Source organism: Amycolatopsis sp. NPDC043889 (genome assembly GCF_056435645.1).
Map to the genome: position 1 here is coordinate 13,312 of NZ_JBWKEC010000038.1, position 19,404 is coordinate 32,715.

Consider the following 19,404-nt stretch of genomic DNA (forward strand, 5'->3'; position numbering starts at 1 on the left):
AGAGCATGCGGGTTCACGTGGTGTCGGATGTGCACGGCAACGCCGACGCGCTCAAACGCGCGGGCGACGGCGCCGACGCGCTGATCGTGCTGGGCGACCTGCTGGACTTCGTCGACTACCGCGAGCACGACAAGGGCATCATGGGCGCGCTGTTCGGCGCCGAGAAGGTCGGCGAATTCGCGCGGCTGCGGCGTGAGGGCACTCGTGATGAGACCGTTGCCTTCTCGCGATCGTTGTGGGCCACTTTGGCCGATCCCGCCGGCGCGGTCGGCGAGGCGATCCAAGACCAGTACGCCGTCCTGTTCGGGGCGCTGACCGCGCCGACGTTCGCGACCCCCGGCAACGTCGACGACCCGTCGCTGTGGCCCGAGTTCGCCGGCGACGGCATCACCGTCCTCGACGGCGACGTCGCCGAGTTCGGCGGGCTGCGCTTCGGGTTCATCGGCGGCGCGCTCCTTCCGCCGAACGTGGTCCCGCGCCGCAACGGCTTCTGGCGGCCGTACCTGCGCACTCGGGAGGAGTACGACGCCGCGGTCGCCGGGCTGGCGGACGTGGACGTCCTGTGCACCCACATCCCGCCCGCCATCCCGGAACTGACCTACGACGTGATCGCGCGGCGGTCCGAGATCGGGTCGGCGGCGCTGGTGGATCTCATCCGCGAGCAGCGGCCGCGCTGGTCGGTCTTCGGGCACGTCCACCAGCCGCTGACCCCGCGGACGAGGGTCGGCAGGACCGAATGCCGTAACGTCGGTCACTTCAAAGAGACCTCTCAGCCCTACGTGCTTCGCTGGTGACGGTCGGTCCCGGCTAGAGTTCGGGGCATGGCCGAGCAGTCCACGCAGTCCATCGAGGTCGACGCCGAGCCCGCGCGGGTCATGGCCGTCATCGCCGACTTCCCCGCGTACCCGGAATGGGCCAAGGCCGTCCGGGAGACCGAGGTCCTCGCCGAGGATGACAACGGTCGCGCCAAGCAGGTGAAACTCACCCTCGACGCCGGGCCCATCAAGGACGTCTACACCCTCGAGTACGACTGGGACGCCGACGGCCACGGAGTCAGCTGGCACCTGGTCAAGGGGCAGATGCAGAAGGCCCAGAACGGCCGCTACGCCCTCGAAGCGCTGGGCGCCGGCCGCACCAAGGTCACGTATACGCTGTCCGTCGAGCTGGCGCTGCCGATGATCGGGCTGCTGCGCCGCAAGGCCGAGAAGATGGTCATGGACACCGCGCTCAAGGAGCTCAAGAAGCGCGCTGAAGCATCCTGAGTCGAAGGGTAGGCATGCGGATCCTGCTGTTCACCGGCAAGGGGGGTGTCGGCAAGACCACGCTGGCCGCGGCGACGGCGGCGGCACTGGCGGGCCGGGGCAGGAAGACGCTCGTGGTCTCGACCGATCCGGCGCATTCCCTCGGTGACGCCTTCGGCCGCGCGCTCGGCGGCGAACCGTCCGAAGTGGACATCCTCTTGCACGCCGCCCAGATCGACACCCGCGGCCTCGTCGACAGCACCTGGCGCGAACTCCGGCTGGAACTTCAGGCCGCGCTCGCGGGAGCGGGCCTCGACTCGCTCGACGCCGAAGAACTCACCGTGGTGCCGGGAGTGGACGAGCTCCTCGCGCTGACCGAGGTCCAGCGCCTCGCCGAGCACGGTCCCTGGGAGACGGTCGTCGTCGACTGTGGACCGACCGCGGAAACGCTGCGTCTGCTGGCTTTGCCCGAAGCCGTTTCCGGCTATCTGTCGAGAATGTTCAAACCGGGCGCGCGGCGGACGGCGGCCGCGGTGCGGCGGCTCGGCGCCCATCTGGAGTCGCTGCGCACCCTGCTGACCGATCCGGCCACCACGACCGTGCGGCTCGTGCTGACCCCGGAACGCGTCGTCGTCGCGGAAGCCCGCCGCACCCTCAGTTCCCTTGCCCTGCGCGGAATCCTGGTCGACGGGCTGATCGTCAACCGGCTGATGCCCGCGCCCGGGTTCTGGCGCGGCGCGGCGGCCTCGTGGATGCGGACCCGGCGCGCGCAGCAGAACACCGTCCTCGCCGAACTCGCCGACGCGGGCTTCGGGCCAGGGCAGGTGAAGCCCGTCGAGTACCGTGCGGTCGAGCCGGTGGGGCTCGAGGCGCTGCAGGAAATCGCGTTCGAGCTCTACCAAGGACTGGATCCCTTGGCGGACAACGAAAAAGGTGTGACCCCGCTGTTGCGGGTGTCCGAATCGGACAGCGGCTACGAGCTGCGGATCGCGGTGCCACTGCACCGCGACTCCGAAGTGGACCTGGCCAGAGTGGACGATGATCTCGCCGTCACCGTGGACGGTTTCCGGCGGCTGATCGCGCTGCCGGAGATGTTGCGCCCGTGCCGGATCACCGGTGCGGAATCCGACGCGCACGGCCTGGTCGTGAGCCTGGCCGGGAATCGGGGACCCGGGTGAGCGAGAACAACGAGAACACCGGATCGGGCCCGCTCGACCTGGCCGAAGAGATCCGCCTGCTGGTCGAGCTGGTCGTCGAGCACGCGGCGCCGTGGCTGGAGGGATTGATCTCCGCCGGGCACGGCTGCACCGACCACGATTCCGGCGGGTGGTGCCCGCTCTGCGCGATCGTCGGGATCTTCCGCGGGGAGCGGCCCGAGTTCGTGGCACGCCTGATGGAGCAGGCCGCGCAGCTCGTCGCGCTGCTGCGGGCGGTGCTCGCCGATCGATGGGAACCCGAGGCCGGCGTGCATATGCCGGGGTTCCAGCCTGCGCGGAAGGAGCCCGCGCGGGAAGATGCGCCGGTGGGAGCTTCGCGGGTCCAGCACATCACGGTGACCAGGCGCGACGCTTGGCAGCCGGACCGGGAGAACTGAGTTGCTGACGGTAGGGGTGGACGTCGGGGGCACGAGTGTGCGCGCCGGCGTGGTGGACGAGCACGGCTCGCTGATGGACACGGCCAGGGTCGGGACCCCCAGCGGCGAGGACGCGCTCGAGGACGCCATCGCCGGGGTCGTCGAGGACCTCCGCAACCGGCACGACGTCTCCGGCGTGGGCCTCGCGGTCGCCGGGTTCGTCGCGAAGGACCGGCGGACGGTGATGTTCGCGCCGCATCTGTCCTGGCGTGCCGCGCCGGTCGCCGAGCGCATCGAAAAGCGGGTCGGCCTGCCGGTGACACTGGAACACGACGTGAACGCCGCCGCCGTCGGCGAGTACCGCTTCGGGGCCGCCCGTGGCGCTCATGTCGCCGCGCTGATCGCACTGGGCACCGGGATCGGCGCGGGACTGCTGCTCGACGGCAAGATCTACCGGGGCGCGTACGGTGTCGCGCCCGAACTCGGGCACCTGACCGTCGTCCCCGGCGGCAGGCCCTGCCCGTGCGGGAAGTACGGCTGCTGGGAGCGCTACTGCAGCGGGACGGCGCTGGCCGCGACGGCGGTGGAACTGCTCGCACGGCATCCCGGGCGCTCGACCGTGCTCGCGCGCGAGACCAGGGGAGACCCCGGCTCGGTCACCGGCCGCCGGGTCGCCGGTGCCGCCCGCGACGGCGACCCGATCGCCCAGCGCGCGATGACCGAACTGGCGAAGTGGCTGGCCGAGGGCCTGGCCCTGGTCGCTGACGTCTTCGATCCCGAGATCATCGTGATCGGCGGCGGGGTGTCCGAGTCGGCGCCGCTGTTCCTCGACGAGGCGCGCGAACGCTACGCGGACAAGATCACCGGCGCCGGGCACCGCCCGCTGGCACGGATCCGGGCCGCGCACCACGGCGACGATTCGGCGATCGTCGGTGCCGCCGCGCTCGCCGTCGACGCGGCGAAGGCTCCCGGCGCCGAGGTCGGTGTGACAGGCTGAAGCCGTGACCCGGCAAGACGGCAACGGCTTCGTGAAGTGCGCTTTCGGGCATCTTCACTGGGGTTTGAACGGCGCCGCCGGGCTGCTGCTGTCCGATCCCGCGCGCGGGGTGCTGCTGCAGCGGCGGGCCTGGTGGGTCCATCATGGACGCACCTGGGCGCTGCCAGGGGGCGCGGTCGAGGCGGGGGAGAGCCCGCGTGAGGCCGCCGCCCGCGAGGCGCACGAGGAGGCCGACATCCCGCCCGGCCGGGTCCGCGCGCTGGCGGCGTCGCAGGTCGACCACGGGAACTGGCGCTACACCACGGTCCTGGCCGCGCCGATCGGCCCGCTTTCGGTCAGGGTGACCAGTGCGGAGAGCGCGGAACTGCGGTGGGTCCGGGCGGCCGAGGTCGCGGGCTTCCGGCTGCATCGCGACTTCGCGGCGGCGTGGCCGGGATTGAGGGAACACTTGGATCGCGGGCTGGTACTGGTGGTCGACGGCGCGAACGTCGTCGGGTCGCGCCCGGACGGCTGGTGGCGCGACCGGCGTGGCGCCGCGGAACGGTTGCGGGACAAGCTCGCGACCCTGGCCGGGACCGGGCTCGCCGATCCGGCGCTCCCCGGTGGTGGCGAATGGTCGTGGTGGCCGAAGGTCGTGCTGGTCGTCGAGGGCAAGGCGCGGGGAGTCGCGCCGGTGCCCGGTGTCGAGGTCGTCGACGCAGAGTCCGACGGGGACTCCCAAATCGTGGCCGTCGCGCGGGAGGCCCGGGCGGCCGGTCCGGACGACCACGTCGTCGTGGTGACCGCCGACCGTGAGCTGCGGTCCCGTGTCGAGGCCCTGGGCGCTTCGACCTTCGGCCCCGGCGCCCTCCTGGGCCACCTCGACTCCCGCATTTAGTCCTCTGAATGCGGTAGTTGCACGCGCAAGGACCGCATTCAGAGGACTGAATGCGGAGGGTCAGGGGCGCGCGATCTTCCCGTCCCGCATCTCCGCGATGAGCGAAGCGACGACGGCGCGGAGGCTGCCGTTGTACTGCTTCGCCACCGCGCGCTGACGCAGGTAGCTGGGCCCGCAGGTCAGGATCGTCTCCACCGACCGCAGTTCGTCGGCGCAGTCCAGGCGCCGGGCGACCGGTTCCAGCCGGTTCAGCAGGTCGTAGGTGTCGTCGGTGACCAGCCGCTCGTTGCCCGCCGCGTCGAGGATGACGATCGCGTCGACGCCGTAGCGCGCCGCGCGCCACTTGTTCTCCTGGACGTGCCACGGCGGCAGTGTCGGCAGGATCTCGCCGTCGTCGAGGCGCGCGCTGAAGTCGTCGACCAGGCATTGGGTCAGCGCCGAGATCGCGCCGACCTCCTCCAGCGTCGGCAGCCCGTCGCACACCCGCATCTCGATCGTCCCGAAATGCGGCGCGGGCCGGATGTCCCAGCGGATCTCGGAGAAGTGGTCGATCACGCCCGTGGTGAACATGTCGTCGACGTAGCTCTCCAGCTCGGTCCACTTCCGGAACTGGAACGGCAGCCCGGCCGTCGGCAGCTGCTGGAACATCAGCGCGCGGTTCGACGCGTACCCGGTGTCCTCGGCGCCCCAGTAGGGCGAAGACGCCGAAAGCGCTTGCAGATGCGGCGCGTACTTGAGCAGCGCGTCCAGGATCGGCAGGGCCTTGTCGCGGTGGTCGACGCCGACGTGCACGTGGACGCCGTAGATCAGCATCTGCCGTCCCCACCACTGGGTCCGGTCGATGAGCTTGGCGTAGCGCTCCTTGTCGGTGACCTTCTGCTGGTACCACGTCGAGAACGGATGCGACCCCGCCGAGAACAGTTCGACGCCCAGCGGGTCGAGCACCGAGTGCACGACGTCCAGCGAGTCGTTCAGATCGGCCTTGACCTCGGCGATCGTGTCGCAGATCCCGCTGATCACCTCGATGGTGTTGAGCAGCAGCTCCTGCTTGATCTTCGGATGCTCCTCCTCGCCGCCGGGACGGACGGCGTCGAGCACCTGTTCCGCGACCGACGAGAGCTCACCGGTCCGCCGGTCGACGAGGGCGAGTTCCCATTCCGCGCCGACCGTCGACTGGCGCGAGGGGGTGAAGTCGATCTTCATCTTCCGAATTGTCCGGCAGATCAGACCTGGGCGCCGTTGTTCGGATCCGCGCCGGGCGGCGGCCCCTGACGCACCCGCAGCAGGAGCAGGGCGATCGCGGTCGCGAGGGCGAGGATGCCGAGCGGGGTGCCGAGCCGCGTGCCCATGCCGATCAGGTTGGGCGCGATCAGGAGCAGCAGGCCGAGCAGGAAGAACAGCAGGACGATGAACGCGCCCTTGCGCGGACGCGGCAGGGGAGGCGGCTCGGGCGGCACGAAATGGCCCTCGTCGTCGCTCGGCCCGGCGGGGTCGTCCTCGAAGAGGGTCTTGTCCCAGCTGGTGCCGCCCCCACGCCAGCCCGGTTCGGGTTCGGCGTCCGACGGCTCGGGCCGGGGTGTCTTCTCGGCGGGCTTTTCCGCCGGTTTCTCCAGTTCCTCGTCCGGGAACAGGCCGACGCCCTCCGCACGGAGGTCGGCCACGATCTCGGCGAAGGTCGCGTCGACGTCCTCCGGCCCGTCCTTGCCTCTGCTCATCCGGCGTCCACCTGTCCCGCCCGGCGCACGGACCGGGCGAAGTCCACCGTACGCGTGAAGATCAGGCCTGCGTCGTGGTCTTGCGTGGCGACGTGGAAGCTGTTTTCCAGCACCACCTCGGTCACGTCCTCGCTGCCGATCCCAGCCAGGATCACCTGGGAGTTGACCGGCTCCACGATGTGGTCGACGGCCGAGTGGAGCAGGAGCACCGGCTGGGTCACCTTGCCCAGATCCGCGCGGGTGACCTTCCACAGCTTCGCCAAGCTCGCCGCGGCGCGCACGGGCGTCCGCGAATAGGCCAGCTCCGTCTCGCCGGGCTTCGCGATGTCGTTCGCCACGCCCGGCACCGAGGGCAGGATCCTCGACAGGACGGGCAGCAGCTTGGCGTCCCAGCGCAGCGTCAGGACCGACGGGTTCACCAGCACGATGCCGGCGATCCGGTCGCCGAACTCCTCGGCGAGCCGCAGCGTCAGTGTCCCGCCCATCGACATCCCGGCGACGAACACCGTCTCGCAGGTCGCGAAGAGGGCCAGCAGCTCTTCACGGACCGCGCCGTACCAGTCCTCCCAGCCTGTCCGGTTCATGTCCTGCCACCGCGTGCCGTGCCCGGGAAGGAGCGGGCAGCGCACCGTGTAACCGGCTTCGGCCAGATGGTCTCCCCAGGGCCGCATGCTCGCGGGAGTGCCGGTGAAGCCGTGGCACAGCAGGAACCCTGCTTCGGTCGAACCGGTGTGAGCGAACGGTTCCGCGCCGGCAAGGACGGCCATGCGATCGCCTTCCGTGAGAGCTGGGTGGGTCTCCTATGTTCGCACGACCGGAGCGGCTTGTGGGCCCCCGGCCACCGGCGGAATCGGGCCGGATCGGATGTGAGATCCGTCGCTGGGCGCGGGTAACCGGGTGGACTTCGTTGTGCCTGGGGTGCGCGATTCGTAGTCTTGACCATCGGGCGCGGGGGTTGAGCTGCTAGGAGGAGTTTTCGCAGTGCTGTACTGGCTCATGAAACACGTGTTTATCGGGCCACTGCTCAAGGCGCTGTGGCCCACCAAAGTCGTCGGCGCGGAGAACATCCCCGCCGAAGGCGGCGCGATCCTCGCGGGCAACCACCTCGCGGTCGCCGACTCCTTCTTCATGCCGCTGCGCGTCAAGCGCAAGGTGACCTTCCCGGCCAAATCGGAGTACTTCACCGAAAAGGGCTTCAAGGGCCTGTTGAAGAAGTGGTTCTTCACCGGCGTCGGCCAGTTCCCGATCGACCGCTCCGGCGGCAACGCCGCGCAGGCCGCGCTCGACACCGCGACCCGGCTGGTCCGCGAGGGACACCTCCTCGGTATCTACCCCGAAGGCACCCGCTCCCCGGACGGCCGCCTGTACAAGGGCAAGACCGGCGTCGCGCGGATCGCGCTCGAGTCCGGCGGCGTCGTGGTCCCGGTCGCCATGATCGGCACCGACAAGGTCAACCCGATCGGCTCGAAGATGTGGTGGCCGCGCCGCCTCGAGATCCGCTTCGGCAAGCCGCTCGACTTCTCGCGCTACGAAGGCCTCGCCGGCGACCGCTTCATCGAGCGGTCCATCACCGACGAGATCATGTACGCGCTCATGGAGCTGTCCGGTCAGGAGTACGTCGACATCTACGCCGCCAAGGCGAAGGAACTGATCGCCGCCGAAGAGGCGGGGCTCCGCCCCAAGGTGCCCGCGCAGCCGTCCGCCAAGGACGTCGCCCGTATCCCGGACACCAAGGTCGGCTGAGGCCCCACTAGGGTTCTCCGGTGCGCTTTTTCTACGACACCGAATTCATTGAGGACGGCGTGACCATCGATCTGGTGTCGATCGGTGTCGTGGACGAAAGAGGACGCGAGTTCTACGCGGTCTCGACCGATTTCGATCCCGGCAAGGCCGGCCCCTGGGTCCGCGACAACGTGCTCCCGAAACTCCCGTCGCCCGCCGACCCGGCGTGGCGCAGCCGCGAGAAGATCCGCACGGACCTGCTCGAGTTCTTCGGCAAGCCGCCCGGCGGGATCGAACTTTGGGCCTGGTTCGCCGCTTACGACCACGTCGCGCTGGCGCAGCTGTGGGGGCCGATGCCAGCGCTGCCGCGTCAGCTGCCGCGGTTCACGCGTGACCTGCGGCAACGCTGGGAGGACGCGGGCAAGCCGAAGCTCCCCGCGGCGCCGGACGACCAGCACGACGCGCTGGCGGACGCGCGGCACAACTACCAGCGCTGGCAGATCATCGAGTCCTACTGGCACCGGTAGGCCCTTGAGTGCTCGGACTGGTGTGAAGGCCGTGTTTCCACGGCTGAGCCGAGGGAGGGCCTTCACGCGCGGTCGTCGTGGCTGATGGGACTGCTGGGGCTGGAGTTGACGGTTCCGTCCGTGAAGGCCTCCTTCCCTACTCTCAAGGTAGGGAAGGAGGCCTTCACTACGGCATCGGCCTGACGGTCCTGAGGTGAAGGGCGCCGGCCCCGCGTGCCATGCGGCGAAAGCTCCCTTCGCGGCATAAGACGCGAGCCCTCCACCCCTCGCAGCCCCGCGTGCCGTGCAGTGAACGGTCCTTTACTTGCGAAATTTGCCAGGAAAGGACCGTTCCCAGCGTTCCCGAGGGGCCCTCAGCGCCGCGAGTCGACGGCCTCGGCGAGGGTATCCAGCAGCTCCGCCGTCGTGTCCCACCCGAGGCACGCGTCCGTGATCGACTGCCCGTAGGTGAGCGAAGCGGCCGAGCCCAGCGTCAGGTCCTGCCGCCCCTCCACCAGGAAGCTCTCCAGCATCAGCCCGGCGATGCCCCGCTCACCGGCGCCGATCCGCTCCGCGAGTTCACGGACGACCGTGGCCTGCCGCACGTGGTCCTTCGCGCTGTTGCCGTGGCTCGCGTCGATGATCACGCGCTCCGGCAGCCCCGACTTCGCCAGCCGGGCCAGCGTGTCGGCCACCGTCGCGGGGTCGTAGTTCGGGCCGGCGGAGCTGCCGCGCAGGATCACGTGGCAGTCCTCGTTGCCCGCCGTGGTGATCAGCGCGGCGAGCCCGTCGGGGTTGATGCCCGCGAAGACATGGCTGGCGCCGGCCGCACGGGTGGCGTCGACGGCGACCTGGACGTCGCCCTCGGTGGAGTTCTTGATCCCGACCGGCATCGACAGCGCGCTGCACAGCTGCCGGTGCACCTGGCTCGCCGCGGTCCGCGCGCCGATGGAACCCCAGGTCACGGCGTCGGAGATGAACTGCGGGGTGATCGGGTCGAGGAACTCGCAGCCCACCGGCAGGCCGAGCGCGGAGATGTCGAGCAGCAGTTTCCGCGCCATCCGCAGGCCGTGGTTGACCTCGTACGTGCCGTCGAGCCCGGGGTCGTTGATCAGGCCCTTCCAGCCGAGTGTGGTCCGCGGCTTCTCGAAGTAGACACGCATGACGATGTGCAGGTCGCGGCGGTGTTCTTCGGCCTTGGCGGCGAGGCGGCGGGCGTAGTCGAGCGCGGCGTCCGCGTCGTGCACCGAGCAGGGCCCGACGACGACGAGGAGCCGGTCGTCCCGGCCGTCGAGGATGTCGACGGCCGAGGCCCGCCCCGCTAGGACGGTATCGGCGATTTCCGCCGTCATCGGATGTTCGTGCCGCAGCATCGCGGGCGACAGCAGCGGGTTGATGGCCGCCGTGCGGTGCCCGTCGAGGGCGATCAGGGTGTCAGCGGAGGGAGACATCGCGGGTCTGGTTCCTTTCGAAAGGGATACCGACCCGCGGGAACTCGCCGAGCCGGTGTGATTCCGGCTCGGGGTGGAGGTCAGCGCAGGTTCACGCGGCCGTGCCCACCCGGGGCCGGCTTCGTAAACCAGAAATAGCGCTGCATGGCGCCAAGCTAGCACATCCCGGACGTGGACCGATTCCCGAGGTGGTCCGCCCTGCACCGATCCAGAGAACTCCCGCTACGCTGGTGGCGGGACATGTGACTGTCATCTCTACGGAACACAAGACGGAGGCTTCTCATGCGTGTCGGTGTGCTGACCGGCGGTGGCGACTGCCCGGGGCTCAACGCGGTGATCCGCGCTGTGGTGCGCAAGGGCATCGAGGTACACGGCTGGGACATCGTCGGGTTCCGCAACGGCTGGAACGGTCCCCTCACCGGGGACAGCCGCCCGCTCGGCCTGAACGACGTCGAGGACATCCTGACCCGAGGCGGCACGATCCTGCGGTCGTCGCGGACCAACCCGTACAAGGTCGACGGCGGCGTCGGCAAGATCAAGGCCGTGCTCGCCGAGCAGCAGGTCGACGCGCTGATCGCGATCGGCGGCGAGGACACTCTCGGCGTCGCGAAGCGGCTCACGGACGACGGTGTCGGCGTCGTCGGGGTGCCCAAGACGATCGACAACGACCTCGGCGCCACCGACTACACCTTCGGCTTCGACACGGCCGTCTCGATCGCCACCGAGGCCATCGACCGGCTGCACACCACGGCCGAGTCGCACCACCGGGCCCTGGTCGTCGAGGTCATGGGACGGCACGCGGGCTGGATCGCGCTGCACTCCGGTCTCGCCGGCGGCGCGAGCGTGATCCTGGTGCCGGAGCGGCACTTCAGCGTCGACCAGGTCGTGTCCTGGGTCGAGCGCCGGTTCGAGAAGGAGTACGCGCCGATCATCGTGGTCGCCGAGGGCGCGCTGCCCGAAGGCGGCGAGGAGAAGCTGCTGACCGGGGAGAAGGACGCCTTCGGGCATGTCCGGCTCGGCGGTATCGGCACCTGGCTGGCCGACGAGATCGCCGCCCGTACCGGCAAGGAGTCCCGCGCGGTCGTGCTCGGGCACGTCCAGCGCGGTGGCACCCCGACGGCGTACGACCGCGTGCTCGCCACCCGGTTCGGGCTCAACGCGGTCGACGCCGTGGCCGACGGTGACTTCGGCGTGATGGTGGCGCTGCGCGGCACGGACATCGTCCGCGTCAAGCTCTCCGAGGCGACCGCCGAGCTGAAGACCGTCCCGGTCGAGCGGTACGAAGAGGCCGAGGTCTTCTTCGGCTGAGCCCTGTTTCAGGAGTAGGCCCCTTACTTTGTGCTGTGTTCGGGTAAGGGGCCTTCGTTTTCTTGCGGCCCCGCCTCCGCGACAAGTTGAATCGCCCTCTGGGGATCCGGGTGAAAGGGACGGCGGTTCTCATGGCGGGTGCGGGATCCAGTAGGCGCGAATTCCTGAGGTGGCTGGCCGTCGGCGGGACCGGAGTGGCCTTCGCCGCGCTGCTGCCCGGCACGGCAGGCGCCGACCAGGGCGAGATCGTCGTCATCGCCGAGGTCACGCTGATCGACGGCACGGGTTCGGCTCCACGGCCCGGCGTTTCGGTCGTGCTGGCCGGTGACCGGATCGTCTGGGTGGGCGGCTCCGCCGAGCTTCCGGAAACCGGTGGCGCGCGGGTGATCGACGGCCGAGGCAAGTACCTCCTTCCGGGGCTCTGGGATATGCACACCCACGGCGCGGACCTCGAAGAAGTCGTCCCGCCCCTGCACCTGATCCACGGTGTCACGGGGGTCCGCGAGATGTGGGGGTACGCGGAGAACCGCGAGACGAAGGCCAAGATCGAACGCGGTGAGCTGCTCGGCCCGCGGATGGTGCTGGCGAGCGGGATCGTCGACGGGCCGGTCACGCTTCTGGCGCCACCGGTGCTCCATGTGTCGACGGAGGCCGAAGCACGCGCCGTCGTCCGTGCGGAGAAGGCCGCGGGTGCCGAATTCGTCAAGACCTACTCCTACCTCGGACGCGACGCCCTGCGCGCCGTCGCGGACGAATCCCGCGCGCAGGGCCTCCGGTTCTCGGGACACTGGCCGTACAAACTGTCCCACCTCGAGGTGAGCGACCTCGGCCAGCACAGCCTCGAGCACTTCTTCGGGGTGTCCGTCCACTGCTCGTCCCGGTGCGACGAGATCCTCGACAGGTTGTCGGCGACGCCCTACGACCCCGCGGAGCCGCGTGCCTTCTTCGACCTGGCGCGGCGGCTGGAGTTCGAATCGGTCACCACGTACGACCGCGGCCGGGCGCAGGCCTACTTCGGCAGGCTGCGGCGCAACGGCACCTGGCATTCGCCGACGCTGACGATCAACCGGGTGGTCACGCAGCCCGCCGAAACCCACCAGCACGACCCGCGGCTGAAATACGTGCCTGCCGGCGTCCGCGAGAGCTGGGCCAAGGGCATCGAACGGGTGACGCCCAAGACTCCGGCGGATATCGCCCTGCAGGAGCGCTATTACCAGGAGACGCTGCGGCTGGTCGGCGTCGCGCACGAAGCGGGCGTCGGGCTCATCGGCGGCACCGACTGCCTCAACCCGTACACCTTCCCCGGCAGCGGGCTGCACGAGGAACTCGCCTTCCTGGTCGAGGCCGGGCTTTCGCCGGTGCAGGCGCTGAAGACCGTCACGGGTGACGCGGCGAAGTTCCTCGGCAGGGAAGCGACGTCGGGCACGGTGACGGTGGGGAAGGAGGCGGATCTCGTGCTCCTGGACGCGAACCCGGCCACCGACATCCGCAACGTCGCGAAGATCGACACGGTGATCACCCGCGGCCGGGTCCTCGACAAGGCGGAGCGCCTGCGGATGCTCGACGCCGTCGAGGCGGCCGCGAACCGGCCGGCGCCGGCCACGAGCGCCCGCCTCCACTCCCTCGCCCTGCGGGGTTGCTGCTGCTGACCTCCCGCATTTCGTCCTCTGAACGCGGTAGTTGGCGACGCGAACCACCGCGTTCAGAGGACGAAATGCAGGAGTCAGACGAGCGCGAGGGTGTCCAAAAGCGACACGGCGCGGGCGATGTCCTCGGTGAGCGGCCGATCGTCGACGCTGGGGTCGAGCACCGCCGCGGCTGCCTCGTAGGCGTCCCGCGCGGGCAGGGACACGAGATCGGCCTTGCGCATCCGCAGCGCCCGCACGGCCGCGACCAGTTCGCACGCCAGCACCTGCTGGTACGCCGAGCCCGCCGCGGTCGCCGCCCGGGCGGCCTGGGTGGAGAAGCTCGCGTGGTCCTCGATCCCGCGTGAGACGACGGCGGTGCCGAGCGTCGCCGGGAGCGCGGCCTGCCGCAGTTCGGTGAGCGCGTCATGCGCGACGTACTCCAGGATCATCACGCCCGAACTGCCCGACGGCCCGGCCGCGAGGAACGGCCGCAGCCCGGTGAACTCCGGCTCCACCAGATCGCCCAGCCGGGCCACCGACAGCTCGGCGACCTGATGGACGGTCGCGCGCACCTGGTCGAGCGCGGTCGAGACGTACGCGGTGTGGAAGTGCGCGTGGTGGTAGGCGTCCTGGTGCACCGTCGAGATCATCGGGTTCTCGGTGCTGGCGTTGATCTCCACCGCGAGCACGTCGCGCAGGTAGTGGATCGCGTCCAGCGCGGGTCCCTGCACCTGCGGGAAAGCGCGGAGGCCGAACGGGTCCTGGATACGCCTTCCGGGCTTGGGCGTGCCCTCCATCCCGAGCAGCCGCCGCATCTCCGCCGCGCACGCGACCTGCCCGGCGTGCGGCCGCGCCTCGTGGACGGGAGTCGCGTAGGCCTCCGGGTTCCCGTCGAGCGCGATGTAGGTCAGCGCCGCGACGACATGGCTCGCCCGCGTCAGGGTGTCGAGCCGCATCGCCGCGAGGGTCGCTTCGGCCAGCGTCGCGGCGTTGCTGCTCATGAACGCGAGCGCGTCACCTGCCCGCACGGGCACGGGAGGCACACCGCCTGCCAGCCACGGCCGTTCGCCGGTGAGGGCGAGCGCGGTCTCCGCGAGCGGCGCGAGGTCGCCGGTGCCGATCGCGCCCAGCCGGTGCACCAGCGGCAGCGCCCCGGTCCGCACGGCGGCGGCCAGCGCCCCGATCAGCTCGGGACTGAGCCCCGAGCGTCCGGCCAGCAGCTGGTTGAGCCGGATGAGCATCATCGCCCTGGTTTGGCCGGGGGACATGACGTCGCCGCTGCCACCCGCGTGACTGCGCAGCAGCCGCAGCCCGTGATCCGGCGATTCGCCCTCGCCGACCGGGTCCTCCTTGTTGGCGCCGACGCCGGTGGTGCGGCCGTAGACGATGCGGCGCGTGCTCAGCTCTTCGGCGAGTTTCCACGCGCTTTCCGCGCCGCGCAGCGCGGCGATCGAGACGTCGATGCCCAGCGGACCCTCGGTGCTCGCGGCGGTCACGACGTCCGCGCAGCGCAGGGTCCGGCCGTCCACCCGGATCACGGCGGCCTCCTTTCGTGACCGCCCCACTATGAACGCCTTCAGTCCGACGGCGGCTGCCAGGGCGGCCGGTTGCCCCAGTCCCATTTCGGCATGGGCTCGGGAACGGTCACCTCTCGGCCTGGTTGCGAGAACATCACCGCGAGCCTGCTGCCCCATTCGACATACGCGGCGAACGCGGAACGGAACTCCGGATCGGCGGGCAGCCCGGCCTCGTCGGCGGCGTCGAAGAGCAGATTCACCCAGCGGCGGCGCTGCTCTTCGGTGATGGCGCGGCCGAGATGGCGCCCGACCATGTGCCGGTGGCCGCCGTGGTCGTGACTGTAGGTCTCCGGGCCGCCGAACACCTCGGCGAGCCAGACCGCGACGTGCTCGGGGTGGCCGGGGTCCATGTCGCGGAAGACCGGTTCCAGCAACGGGTCCTTCAGCACGCGGCCGTAGAAGACGGTGGTCAGCCGTCGCAGGGCGGCCAGTCCGCCCGCCCATTCGTACAACGTCGGCGTCTCGGTCACGTAGGGTCCTCCCAGCGGCGCTGATCTTGCGGTCCGGCAAGGCAACCACCCCGGATCGCTCGGGACAACCGCTTACTTTTCGGTGCGTGCCAACGGGAGTGACGATGAAGCGGTACCGCTGCGCGGTCGAGCTCGCGGTCGACGTCATCGGCGGCAAGTGGAAGCCGGTGATCCTGTCGCATCTGAAGGAAGGGGTGCACCGGTACGGCGAGCTCCGGCGCCGGATGCCGGGCGTCAGCGAGAAGATGCTGACCCAGCACCTGCGCGAACTGGAGGCGGACGGCCTCGTGCTCAGGGAGAGCCGGGAGGGGCGGGTGCCGCACGTCGAGTACCGGCTCACCGAGGAAGGGGAACGGTTACGCCCCGCACTCGAAGCGCTCTACGACTGGGGGACTCGGCGCGCTGCGGACCGCGGTATCGCTTTCGAGCCGTTACCCATTCACTGACTGTTGCCGTTCCGCTATGGCCGAGTGGCTCCGCTGGAGAGCCTTGACCGGCTCGGCGAGGCGTTCGGCATATTCCCATCGGGGAATGTTCGAAAATGTCCATCCGAAAGTCGTGGTCTGCACCATTGACGAAGTGGTCTAGTCCACTTAACTTGTGCGTGTCCCGCCGCAGTCCTCTCGTCACCGCTGGTGACCGTGAAGGGAGAACGCATGTCCCGTTTGACCAGGTTCACCGCGCTCGCGGGTGCCGCGGCCGTCGCGCTGGGCGCGCTGGCCGTCGCCGCACCGGCGCAGCAGGCGGCAGCCGCACCGGAAGCACCGGAGGCCTCGGTCGGCAAGGTGCTCGGGTACTTCGCCGAATGGGGCGTCTACCAGCGGAACTACCATGTGAAGAACATCGACACGTCGGGTTCGGCGAGCAAGCTGACGCATATCAACTACTCGTTCGGCAACGTGACGAACGGTGGTTGCGCGATCGGCGACGCGGAGGCGGCGACCAGCAAGTTCTACGACGCCGCGGGCAGTGTGGACGGTGTCGCCGACAGCTGGGACACCGGCGCGCTGCGCGGGAACTTCAATCAGCTGAAGAAGCTCAAGGCCAAGTACCCGAACCTCAAGGTGCTGTGGTCCTTCGGCGGCTGGACCTGGTCCGGCGGCTTCGGCGAGGCGGCGAAGAACCCCGCCAAGTTCGCGGAGTCCTGCTACAACCTGGTCAACGACCCGCGCTGGGCCGGTGTCTTCGACGGCATCGACATCGACTGGGAGTACCCGAACGCCTGCGGACTCTCGTGTGACACCAGTGGACCGGCCGCGATCAAGAACCTCGCGCAGGCCCTGCGGGAGAAATTCGGCTCGAAGCTGGTCACCGCCGCGATCACCGCGGACGGCACCGACGGCGGCAAGATCGACGCGGCGGACTACGGCGGCGCCTCGCAGTACTTCGACTGGTACAACGTCATGACCTACGACTACTTCGGCGCCTGGGCCGCGCAGGGCCCGACCGCCCCGCATTCGCCGCTGACCGGCTACGAGGGCATCCCGACCGCCGGCTTCCACTCCGACGCCGCGATCCAGAAGCTGAAGAGCAAGGGCGTCCCGGCGAACAAACTGTTGCTGGGCATCGGGTTCTACGGTCGCGGCTGGACCGGCGTCACCCAGGAGGCCCCGGGTGGCACCGCTACCGGTCCGGCGGCGGGCACCGAGCCGGGCATCCAGGACTACAAGGTCCTGAAGAACACCTGCCCGGCCACCGGCACCGTCGCGGGCACCGCCTATGCCAAATGCGGCAGCGACTGGTGGAGTTACGACACCCCCGCGACCATCGGCGGCAAGGTCACCTACGCCAAGAACCAGGGGCTCGGCGGCGCCTTCTTCTGGGAGCTGTCCGGTGACACCACCGACGGCGAGCTGATCACCGCGCTGGCCAAGTAAGCCTCCCTCGGGCGCGCGTGAAGGCCCCCTTCCCTCGGCGAACCCAAGGGGAAGGGGGCCTTCACGCGCTTCTGTCGGAGGTGAGGATTACGGTCTGCGTATGGCTTTCGAGGGTTTCGGCGAGTACGCCATCGACTTCTACGACGGTCTCGAGGCGGACAACTCCAAGTCCTATTGGGACGCGAATCTCGCCACCTACAAGGCCGACGTCCGCGCGCCGATGGAGGCGCTGCTCGCCGAGCTGGTCCCGGAGTTCGGCGACGGCTTCGGCGAGGGCAAGGTCTTCCGTCCGTACCGCGACGTCCGGTTCGCCAAGGACAAGACGCCGTACAAGACCCACTGTGGCGCGGTGATCGAACAGGGCCGCGGCGGCGGCGCGTACTACGTCGAGGTCGGCCCGGCCGGGCTGCGTGTCGGCGGCGGCTGCTTCCACTTCGAGTCCGATCAGCTCGCCCGCTTCCGCAAGGCCGTCGACACCGAACTGCGAGGCGCCGAGCTGGCCAAGATCCTCGCGAAGCTGGAGAAGGCGGGCTGGGAGATCAAGGGGGACAGGCTCAAGTCGAAGCCGCGCGGCTTCACCGAGGACCATCCCCGCATCGACCTGCTGAAGTACCGCTCCGTGTACGCCGTCCGCGGCTGGGAGCCGGACGACGTCCTGCACGAACGGGGCACGCTCGACCGGGTGCGGAAAGCATGGCGGCAGGTCCGCGCGTTCAACGAGTGGGCGCGTGACCGCGTCGGGCCGAGCGAGAAGCCGCGACGATAACCACCGAACCCTGGTCGACGGTTGCCCTCATCGCCAGGTCGACTGACACTTTTCTTGAACTTTCGGTATCGGTACAGACGTATCCGCGATGAGGGACTACGCTGTGCGAACGTGAGCCGACGCGCGAAGATCGTTTGTACCCTGGGCCCCGCGACCGCTACGCCGGAGAAGATGCGGCAACTCGTCGACGCCGGGATGGACGTCGCGAGGATGAACTTCAGCCACGGGACGCACAGCGACCACAAGCAGGTCTACGACCTCATCCGCACCGCCGCCGCCGAATCGGGTCGCGCGGTGGGCATCCTCGCAGACCTCCAGGGGCCGAAGATCCGTCTCGGCACCTTCGCGGGTGGCCCGGTCGAGTGGCACAACGGCGACATCGTGCGCATCACCGTCGAGGACGTCGCGGGAACCCACGACCGCGTCTCGACCACCTACAAGGGACTCGCCGACGACGCGAAGCCCGGCGACCGTCTCCTCGTGGACGACGGCAAGGTCGGCCTCGTGGTCAAGGAGGTCGACGGCCCGGACGTCGTCTGCGAGGTCACTGAAGGCGGCCCCGTCAGCAACAACAAGGGCGTCTCCTTGCCGGGCATGGACGTCTCCGTGCCGGCGCTGTCCGAAAAGGACATCGAAGACCTCGAGTTCGCGCTCGAACTCGGCGTGGACTTCATCGCGCTCTCGTTCGTCCGCTCACCCGCCGACATCGACCTGGTCCACCAGGTGATGGACCGCGTCGGCAAGGGACGCCTCCCGGTCGTCGCGAAGATCGAGAAGCCCGAAGCGGTCTACAACCTCGAAGCCATCGTGCTGGCCTTCGACGCGGTGATGATCGCCCGCGGTGATCTCGGCGTGGAACTCCCGCTGGAGCAGGTCCCGCTGGTGCAGAAGCGCACCATCCAGATCGCCCGCGAGAACGCGAAGCCGGTCATCGTCGCGACGCAGATGCTCGAGTCGATGATCAACAGCTCCCGTCCGACGCGCGCCGAGGCCTCGGACGTCGCCAACGCGGTGCTCGACGGCGCGGACGCGCTCATGCTCTCGGGTGAGACCAGCGTCGGCCGCTACGCCATCGACGTGGTCAAGACCATGGGCCGGATCATCGAAGCCGTCGAGACCGACTCGCCGGTCGTGCCTCCGCTGTCGCACGTCCCGCGCACCAAGCGAGGCGTCATCTCCTACGCGGCGCGGGACATCGGCGAGCGGCTCAACGCCAAGGCGCTGGTCGCCTTCACCCAGTCCGGTGACACCGTCCGGCGGCTCGCGCGGCTGCACACGCGGCTGCCGCTGCTGGCGTTCACGCCGGAGGAGAGCGTCCGCAGCCAGCTCGCGATGACCTGGGGCACCACGACGCGGATCGTGCCGAAGGTGGGCTCCACCGACCAGATGATCCAGCAGGTCGACCACGCGATGCTCGAAATGGGCAAGTACGCCAAGGGTGATCTGGTGGTCATCGTGGCCGGTTCCCCGCCCGGGACCGTCGGCTCGACCAACCTCATCCGGGTGCACCGCCTCGGCGAGGACGACCACGCCTGACGCCGGCTCACGAGGCCGCGACTGTGCCGTGAAGGCCTCCTTCCCCACCGTCAGAGTAGGGAAGGAGGCCTTCACTACGTCTTGGCCCGACCGCCCGCACCGCCCCCTCGCCGGAGATGTCGGCCGCCAGCCGCCCCGAGAGTCCAAGGTGTCCCGAAGG

The 19,404-nt window shown here is 69.6% G+C and carries 20 protein-coding genes; 14 read left to right on the plus strand and 6 right to left on the minus strand.

The window, feature by feature from the left end; genetic code table 11:
* Positions 1-5: 5 nt before the first annotated feature.
* Genes AC0685_RS38420 through AC0685_RS38445 form a run of 6 tightly spaced genes read left to right on the plus strand, consistent with a single transcriptional unit; the run spans position 6 to position 4,688 of the window.
* The gene (locus AC0685_RS38420) at positions 6-794 is read left to right on the plus strand and encodes a metallophosphoesterase family protein (RefSeq protein WP_478229994.1); all 789 of its coding nucleotides are present in this window, start codon (positions 6-8) and stop codon (positions 792-794) included.
* Between the two features lie 27 nt (positions 795-821).
* Positions 822-1,262 (plus strand): SRPBCC family protein, encoded by a 441-nt coding sequence (locus tag AC0685_RS38425; protein WP_125675560.1) that lies wholly within the window; start codon positions 822-824, stop codon positions 1,260-1,262.
* A gap of 14 nt (positions 1,263-1,276) precedes the next feature.
* Positions 1,277-2,419, plus strand: coding sequence for an ArsA family ATPase (locus AC0685_RS38430; RefSeq protein WP_478229995.1), 1,143 nt, complete (start codon positions 1,277-1,279; stop codon positions 2,417-2,419).
* On the plus strand, positions 2,416-2,835 hold the full coding sequence (locus tag AC0685_RS38435) for a hypothetical protein (RefSeq protein ID WP_478229996.1): 420 nt from the start codon (positions 2,416-2,418) through the stop codon (positions 2,833-2,835). The genes AC0685_RS38430 and AC0685_RS38435 overlap by 4 nt, the downstream gene beginning before the upstream one ends.
* Positions 2,836-2,851: 16 nt before the next feature.
* Positions 2,852-3,811, plus strand: coding sequence for an ROK family protein (locus AC0685_RS38440; protein WP_039923619.1), 960 nt, complete (start codon positions 2,852-2,854; stop codon positions 3,809-3,811).
* Between the two features lie 4 nt (positions 3,812-3,815).
* Positions 3,816-4,688, plus strand: coding sequence for an NUDIX domain-containing protein (locus tag AC0685_RS38445; RefSeq protein ID WP_478229997.1), 873 nt, complete (start codon positions 3,816-3,818; stop codon positions 4,686-4,688).
* Positions 4,689-4,748: 60 nt separating this feature from the next.
* Here AC0685_RS38445 and AC0685_RS38450 read toward each other — a convergent pair whose 3' ends face one another.
* Genes AC0685_RS38450 through AC0685_RS38460 form a run of 3 tightly spaced genes read right to left on the minus strand, consistent with a single transcriptional unit; the run spans position 4,749 to position 7,170 of the window.
* A complete protein-coding gene (locus AC0685_RS38450; RefSeq protein WP_478229998.1) occupies positions 4,749-5,891 on the minus strand; it encodes a glutamate--cysteine ligase in 1,143 nt (380 codons plus the stop codon).
* A 20-nt stretch (positions 5,892-5,911) separates the two neighbouring features.
* Complete coding sequence (locus AC0685_RS38455; RefSeq protein ID WP_478229999.1) at positions 5,912-6,403, minus strand: hypothetical protein; 492 nt, start codon at positions 6,401-6,403, stop codon at positions 5,912-5,914.
* A complete protein-coding gene (locus AC0685_RS38460) occupies positions 6,400-7,170 on the minus strand; it encodes an alpha/beta hydrolase (RefSeq protein ID WP_478230000.1) in 771 nt (256 codons plus the stop codon). Before AC0685_RS38460 ends, AC0685_RS38455 begins: the two co-directional genes overlap by 4 nt.
* Positions 7,171-7,384: 214 nt before the next feature.
* On the opposite strand from AC0685_RS38460, the gene AC0685_RS38465 reads away from it, so the two are divergent.
* Positions 7,385-8,146 (plus strand): lysophospholipid acyltransferase family protein, encoded by a 762-nt coding sequence (locus AC0685_RS38465; RefSeq protein WP_478230001.1) that lies wholly within the window; start codon positions 7,385-7,387, stop codon positions 8,144-8,146.
* A gap of 20 nt (positions 8,147-8,166) precedes the next feature.
* Positions 8,167-8,652: a polyadenylate-specific 3'-exoribonuclease AS gene (locus tag AC0685_RS38470; RefSeq protein ID WP_061984256.1), complete on the plus strand. Its 486-nt coding sequence runs from the start codon at positions 8,167-8,169 to the stop codon at positions 8,650-8,652.
* A gap of 353 nt (positions 8,653-9,005) precedes the next feature.
* On the opposite strand, the gene AC0685_RS38475 is transcribed toward AC0685_RS38470, so the two are convergent.
* The gene (locus AC0685_RS38475; RefSeq protein ID WP_478230002.1) at positions 9,006-10,082 is read right to left on the minus strand and encodes a 3-deoxy-7-phosphoheptulonate synthase; all 1,077 of its coding nucleotides are present in this window, start codon (positions 10,080-10,082) and stop codon (positions 9,006-9,008) included.
* 282 nt (positions 10,083-10,364) lie between these two features.
* On the opposite strand from AC0685_RS38475, the gene AC0685_RS38480 reads away from it, so the two are divergent.
* Together AC0685_RS38480 and AC0685_RS38485 are read left to right on the plus strand one after the other, a co-directional pair.
* Positions 10,365-11,390, plus strand: a complete 1,026-nt coding sequence (locus tag AC0685_RS38480; RefSeq protein ID WP_340683255.1) for a 6-phosphofructokinase — start codon at positions 10,365-10,367, stop codon at positions 11,388-11,390.
* Positions 11,391-11,521: 131 nt separating this feature from the next.
* On the plus strand, positions 11,522-13,039 hold the full coding sequence (locus AC0685_RS38485) for an amidohydrolase family protein (protein ID WP_478230003.1): 1,518 nt from the start codon (positions 11,522-11,524) through the stop codon (positions 13,037-13,039).
* 74 nt (positions 13,040-13,113) lie between these two features.
* Here the strand turns inward: AC0685_RS38485 and AC0685_RS38490 are convergent, their stop codons facing one another.
* Positions 13,114-14,556 carry an aromatic amino acid ammonia-lyase gene (locus AC0685_RS38490; protein ID WP_478230004.1) on the minus strand — a complete coding sequence of 481 codons (1,443 nt, stop codon included), beginning with the start codon at positions 14,554-14,556 and terminating at the stop codon, positions 13,114-13,116.
* A gap of 38 nt (positions 14,557-14,594) precedes the next feature.
* Positions 14,595-15,065, minus strand: coding sequence for a group II truncated hemoglobin (locus tag AC0685_RS38495; RefSeq protein WP_478230005.1), 471 nt, complete (start codon positions 15,063-15,065; stop codon positions 14,595-14,597).
* Between the two features lie 104 nt (positions 15,066-15,169).
* On the opposite strand from AC0685_RS38495, the gene AC0685_RS38500 reads away from it, so the two are divergent.
* The 4 genes from AC0685_RS38500 (at position 15,170) to pyk (ending at position 19,244) form a co-directional block, all read left to right on the plus strand.
* Positions 15,170-15,511 (plus strand): winged helix-turn-helix transcriptional regulator, encoded by a 342-nt coding sequence (locus tag AC0685_RS38500; protein WP_465434609.1) that lies wholly within the window; start codon positions 15,170-15,172, stop codon positions 15,509-15,511.
* A 210-nt stretch (positions 15,512-15,721) separates the two neighbouring features.
* Positions 15,722-16,942: a glycoside hydrolase family 18 protein gene (locus AC0685_RS38505; protein WP_340683250.1), complete on the plus strand. Its 1,221-nt coding sequence runs from the start codon at positions 15,722-15,724 to the stop codon at positions 16,940-16,942.
* A 100-nt stretch (positions 16,943-17,042) separates the two neighbouring features.
* Positions 17,043-17,708 carry a DUF2461 domain-containing protein gene (locus AC0685_RS38510; protein ID WP_478230006.1) on the plus strand — a complete coding sequence of 222 codons (666 nt, stop codon included), beginning with the start codon at positions 17,043-17,045 and terminating at the stop codon, positions 17,706-17,708.
* A gap of 111 nt (positions 17,709-17,819) precedes the next feature.
* Positions 17,820-19,244, plus strand: a complete 1,425-nt coding sequence (pyk, locus tag AC0685_RS38515; protein WP_043848002.1) for a pyruvate kinase — start codon at positions 17,820-17,822, stop codon at positions 19,242-19,244.
* Positions 19,245-19,404: the final 160 nt, after the last annotated feature.

Bases quoted from the DNA above. Each gene is read 5' to 3' on its own strand.
- AC0685_RS38460 (WP_478230000.1), bottom strand. From the start codon at position 7,170: ATGGCCGTCCTTGCCGGCGCGGAACCGTTCGCTCACACCGGTTCGACC.
- AC0685_RS38455 (WP_478229999.1), bottom strand. From the start codon at position 6,403: ATGAGCAGAGGCAAGGACGGGCCGGAGGACGTCGACGCGACCTTCGCC.
- AC0685_RS38500 (WP_465434609.1), top strand. From the start codon at position 15,170: ATGAAGCGGTACCGCTGCGCGGTCGAGCTCGCGGTCGACGTCATCGGC.
- AC0685_RS38425 (WP_125675560.1), top strand. From the start codon at position 822: ATGGCCGAGCAGTCCACGCAGTCCATCGAGGTCGACGCCGAGCCCGCG.
- AC0685_RS38420 (WP_478229994.1), top strand. From the start codon at position 6: ATGCGGGTTCACGTGGTGTCGGATGTGCACGGCAACGCCGACGCGCTC.
- AC0685_RS38485 (WP_478230003.1), top strand. From the start codon at position 11,522: ATGGCGGGTGCGGGATCCAGTAGGCGCGAATTCCTGAGGTGGCTGGCC.
- AC0685_RS38475 (WP_478230002.1), bottom strand. From the start codon at position 10,082: ATGTCTCCCTCCGCTGACACCCTGATCGCCCTCGACGGGCACCGCACG.
- AC0685_RS38450 (WP_478229998.1), bottom strand. From the start codon at position 5,891: ATGAAGATCGACTTCACCCCCTCGCGCCAGTCGACGGTCGGCGCGGAA.
- AC0685_RS38430 (WP_478229995.1), top strand. From the start codon at position 1,277: ATGCGGATCCTGCTGTTCACCGGCAAGGGGGGTGTCGGCAAGACCACG.
- AC0685_RS38510 (WP_478230006.1), top strand. From the start codon at position 17,043: ATGGCTTTCGAGGGTTTCGGCGAGTACGCCATCGACTTCTACGACGGT.
- AC0685_RS38480 (WP_340683255.1), top strand. From the start codon at position 10,365: ATGCGTGTCGGTGTGCTGACCGGCGGTGGCGACTGCCCGGGGCTCAAC.
- AC0685_RS38505 (WP_340683250.1), top strand. From the start codon at position 15,722: ATGTCCCGTTTGACCAGGTTCACCGCGCTCGCGGGTGCCGCGGCCGTC.